This window comes from Polaromonas sp. P1_E1_2 (genome assembly GCF_056406035.1).
Genome location: NZ_JBFUAZ010000336.1, coordinates 1 through 4,513 on the forward strand (window position 1 = coordinate 1; position 4,513 = coordinate 4,513).

Annotated in this window: 7 protein-coding genes; all 7 read left to right on the forward strand. The window is 62.2% G+C overall.

Annotated features, from left to right (window positions below):
- Window positions 1–647: pilus assembly protein PilP (locus AC1D1P_RS15005; protein ID WP_477673532.1), on the forward strand; the 647-nt coding region annotated here is incomplete at its 5' end.
- A gap of 33 nt (window positions 648–680) precedes the next feature.
- Entirely contained in the window at window positions 681–1,430 is a 750-nt protein-coding gene (locus AC1D1P_RS15010) for a 2-keto-4-pentenoate hydratase (RefSeq protein ID WP_477673533.1), read from the forward strand.
- Between the two features lie 44 nt (window positions 1,431–1,474).
- Window positions 1,475–1,684 carry a hypothetical protein gene (locus AC1D1P_RS15015; RefSeq protein ID WP_477673534.1) on the forward strand — a complete coding sequence of 70 codons (210 nt, stop codon included), beginning with the start codon at window positions 1,475–1,477 and terminating at the stop codon, window positions 1,682–1,684.
- Between the two features lie 71 nt (window positions 1,685–1,755).
- A complete protein-coding gene (locus AC1D1P_RS15020) occupies window positions 1,756–2,013 on the forward strand; it encodes a hypothetical protein (RefSeq protein ID WP_477673535.1) in 258 nt (85 codons plus the stop codon).
- Between the two features lie 127 nt (window positions 2,014–2,140).
- Entirely contained in the window at window positions 2,141–2,413 is a 273-nt protein-coding gene (locus tag AC1D1P_RS15025) for a YkvA family protein (RefSeq protein ID WP_477669462.1), read from the forward strand.
- A gap of 64 nt (window positions 2,414–2,477) precedes the next feature.
- A complete protein-coding gene (locus AC1D1P_RS15030; RefSeq protein ID WP_477673536.1) occupies window positions 2,478–3,164 on the forward strand; it encodes an alpha/beta hydrolase family protein in 687 nt (228 codons plus the stop codon).
- A gap of 158 nt (window positions 3,165–3,322) precedes the next feature.
- On the forward strand, window positions 3,323–4,384 hold the full coding sequence (locus tag AC1D1P_RS15035; protein ID WP_477673537.1) for a L,D-transpeptidase family protein: 1,062 nt from the start codon (window positions 3,323–3,325) through the stop codon (window positions 4,382–4,384).
- Window positions 4,385–4,513: the final 129 nt, after the last annotated feature.

The window sequence follows — 4,513 nt, forward strand, 5'->3', positions numbered from 1 at the left end:
CCTATATATTGCGCCTCCACGAATATGCAAGCCAGCAGAGCATCCGTTTCGATATCTTTAAAGCGGACCCGGTCGGCTCTCCGAACAGCGGCCTGTTTCGCTTCCATTTCAAGATCACCGCTCCTTACAAGGAAATGCTTGATTTTCTGGTCAACTCGCCTGTGCTCAGCGAAGCGCTGGTTGAGCGAATCAGTTTTGTAAAAAGCAACGCCGCATCCGTCACCGTGGAGGGCTGGGTCTATCTCGGCGACCTGGTGCTGGAGCAGGCGCAGGCCGTTGAATACCGCCAACAACTCGCCAAAGCAAGGCAAAGCGCCTTGGGCGCCAAGAACCCATTCACCGGCACAGACAGCGCCCAAGGCACGCGTGAACCGCTCGAGTCCGCATTGCTGGTGGACCTGGCCGTGGCGGGTGTTTTTGGCCAAGGAAGTGAGAAGTTTGCGCTGGTGATGCACAAAAAAACGCCTCCCCAACTCTACAGGGTGCGGGTCGGAAACTATCTCGGGCCCGAGCGCGGGAAGATCATCTCCATTACAGACAAGGAAATTGTGATCGTCGAGCAGGTTCAAGACGCGGAAGGCAAAAAAACCGAGCGTCGCTCCGCCCTCCCCGTCCCCGCTCTTGGCAAGCCGCCCTGGGCGCAATAGCAGCGGTCAGGTTCAATACGACAATCGGTCTTCATGGCCCCGCAAAACTCCGCGCAACGATTGACAACCGCGCGAACCGGCGGGCCCACCGTGCCTTGGCGCGACATGCTCCCGGCCGACCACGCCGGCGCCTACGCCATCCAGGACGCCACGCTCGCGGCCATTGGCCCCGTCGCCGGCTGGAAGGTAGGCGCCAAAGGCCCGCACGCCGAACCGCGTTGCGCTCCGCTTCCCGCATCAGGCATCCATGCGTCCGGCGTCACGCTCACAGGCCCCGCCTGGCGATGGCGCTGTGTCGAGCTTGAAGTCGCCTTCCGGCTTGGCCGCGACCTGGACCCCAAAGGCAGGCTGCTTGCACCCGCTGAACTGGCCGAAGCCTTTGACGCCGTGCAGCCGGCTATCGAGGTGGTGGAAAGCCGCTTGCTTGATGGCCAGACGGCCGACCCGCTGGCCCAGTTGGCCGACTTGCAATGCCACGGCGCCCTGGTGCTGGGCAGCCCGTCAGCTTTTGCGCCCGCTCGGCTGGACTTACGCACGGTAGAGGCATCACTAGACTTCGGCACAGCATCAGCAGCCCACACGCACGGCGGCAACCCGGCGCAAGACGTCTGGCGCCTGCTGTCGTGGCTTGCACGGCACTGCGCCCGGCGCGGCCAGCCGCTTCGCGCGGGCCAGATCGTGACCACCGGGTCCTGTACCGGCCTGCTGACCGCACCCCTGGACGAGACGGTGCGTGGTGAAATAGCGAGCGTCGGCGCGGTGGAGCTGCGTTTTGAACGCTAGGCGCAGGTAGCCAGTAACGCCAGTCAACCAGTAAGAGGTACCCCGTGAACTCATCCATTGCCCATGCCGAACTTATCGCCACTTTTAGAAGGACGGAAGCAGAGGCTGCCCACAAGTCCGGATTAATCAAGGCGGCTGCAGCCAAAGGCCCCAAGGCGATCCAGATGGCCGTCGAGACAGCAGACAAGGCAGCAAAACGCCGGGATGCGTACGCGAAAAAGCTCGCGGCGCTAGGGGTGGAGCTCAAGGTCTGAGCAATATCCGGCGCCCTCCCCGCGAAGGACAAGGGTTGGTTGCGGATAATCGGGATTTGGAGAGAAACCCGATGCAAACAGACGCACCAGAAGACGCACTGGACGAAGCACCCGACGACGAACCGGAGCCGATCGAGGAATACGTCCCCGGCGTCGCCAACGGCCGGCATTACATGGCCAGGCTGTGCCACCTCCCTGACGGTCCCTGGTACATCGATGTCGTACACGTTGAATCGCTGCCGCCCCTGCACGACAGCGACAGGACCTGGCCCACGCGTGCTGAAGCCGTTGAGGCGGCAGACAAGCTGGTTTCCAATCTGGCGCATTGACGGAAGACCCGGCGCCCCTCCTGGCGCGCAAACGTAACGGCGCGTTAGTGCCCTTGTAGCCCGGGCAAGCACCTCCATTTGAAACTCAGCAGCCCGCCGGGCCTGCATCTGCACCCAAGGAGCTTTCATGTTCAAACGTCTGACCCTGCTTTGGGTTGTGATACGCGGCGATGCCCGGCGGCTGTGGACTGCCCTGCGCCATCCCGAAGCGCCCGTTTGGCTGAAATGGGGTACAGCAGCGATTGCGCTCTACCTGTTCTCCCCCATTGATTTCATCCCCGACTTCCTGCCGGTCATCGGAATTGCTGACGATCTCGTGCTGGTTCCGCTGGCGATCCGGTGGCTGCTCAACCGCCTGCCGCCCGGGATCGCCGATCCGGCGCCGAAGCGTTCGGCCTGAGCACTGGCGATGCTGTAATGGGCATCCCAAGCCAGTTCGCCATTTCAGCTCGCCCTTTCTATTGATGCCCACACGCCCCGTTTCACTGAACATTCCGCTCCCTTCGGGCGGCACCACCTCCGGCCTGCTGCAAAAACCTGCCAGCGCCAAGGCGTGCTATGTGTTCGCCCACGGCGCAGGCGCAGGCATGAACCACGCCTTTATGGAGGCGATTGCTCAGGGCCTCGTGGAACGCGGCATCGCCAGCTTGCGCTTCAATTTTCTGTTCATGGAACAAGGCTCGAAACGATCGGACTCTCCCACCGTTGCCCATGCGGCGATCCGGGCGGCAGTTGCTGAAGCGGCGCGGCAAATGCCTGATGTGCTGCTGTTTGCCGGTGGCAGGTCCTACGGTGGTCGCATGAGCACGCAGGCGCAGGCGGCTGAGCCATTGCCCGGACTGAAGGGCCTTGTGCTGGTGGGCTTTCCATTGCACCCAGCCGGCAAGCCTTCAACCGAACGCGCCGCGCACCTGGACGGCGTGAAGTTACCGATGCTTTTTCTGCAAGGCACGCGCGACGGCCTCGCTGATCTGGACTTGATCACCCAGACCACGGCAAGCCTGGGCAAAAGGGCAAGCCTGCACATCGTGGATGGCGCCGACCACGCCTTCCATGTGCTGGTGCGTTCAGGCCGCACCGATGCGCAGGTGCGCGAGGAATTGCTGGACACCATGGCCACGTGGATGACGAAGCACCCGCGTGCAGCGTGATCATCAGCGCCCTGATGTACCGGGAGAGCCGCTTTGCGCTCTGTATGGTGTGTGAGGCAAGACAAATACCCGCTTAAACCTGACCGCCGCTAGGCATGGCTGCTGACAGGCGATGCGCCTTATGCCCCCCCAGACTGGCCTGACTACGAAAGCCCGTCATGCCGTTCGATACCCCTTCCTCTCTTCGCCCTGTAACCCCACAGCTTTCCCGGCTCTCCCGTCGCACCCTCGTCACTGCCTTGTGCCTCACCGGGCTGGGCCTGGCCGGCAACGGCGCATGGGCGGCCAAGCCCAAAAACACGGCGGCGGGCAACCAGCCCCTTGACACAGAAGCCTTCAACAACGCCACCGACAGTCCCTTGCTGCGCAGTGGCAGCAAAGGCGCAGCGGTAGCGCGCGCACAGATCATGCTGGACCGGGCCTGGTTCTCCTGCGGGGAGATCGATGGGCGCTTTGCCACCAACATGCAGCGCATGGTCAAGGCCTACCAGATCGCGCACGACCTCAAACCCACGGGCACCGTCACTGCGGAAACCTGGGCTTCGTTGCGCAAGGACGGTGCTCCGCTTCTGACAAGCTATACCGTGACAGAGAAGGACGCAGCCGGCCCGTTTGAAAAGACGCCTGTGGCGATGGACGAGCGCGCGAAGATGAAAGCGCTGGTGTATGAATCGGTGGAAGAAGCGCTGGCGGAAAAATTCCACACCAGCACCGGCTACCTCAAGCAGCTCAACGGCGGCATCAACATCGAGGCCGGCAAGCAAATCACCGTGCCATATATCGCGGTCAGCGCCATGCCGGTCAACGCGGTTTCCATCGAAATCGACAAGTCCGAGCGTGTGCTCTACGTGCTGGACACCGCCAAGCGGTTGGTGGCGGGTTTTCCCATCAGCATAGGCAATGAAAAGAACGACCCGCTGCCGCTGGGCATGATGGCCATCAAGAACGAGGTCAAAAATCCCGGCTTCACCTACAACCCTGCGCTGCTGAAAAACGCACCCAAGGATGCGCAAAAGGTCGACATCGCAGCCGGTCCCAACAACCCCGTCGGCACCATCTGGCTGGGCCTGACCAAACCGCACTGGGGCATTCACGGCACACCCAACCCTTCCAATGTGGGCCATTCCGAAACCAATGGCTGCATTCACATGACCAACTGGGACGCAGAGCGCCTCTCGACCCTGGCGAAAGCCGGCTTCAAAGTGAGTGTCAAGGCTTGATGGCATCCACACCCGCCCGCCTCAAGAGAACGGCGTTTGCCATCTGCGCGTTGCTGGCCGTGGCGGCAGGCGTGATGCTGGGCACGCGCAAGGAAGAGGCAGTTACACAAGTCATACAGCCCGCTACAC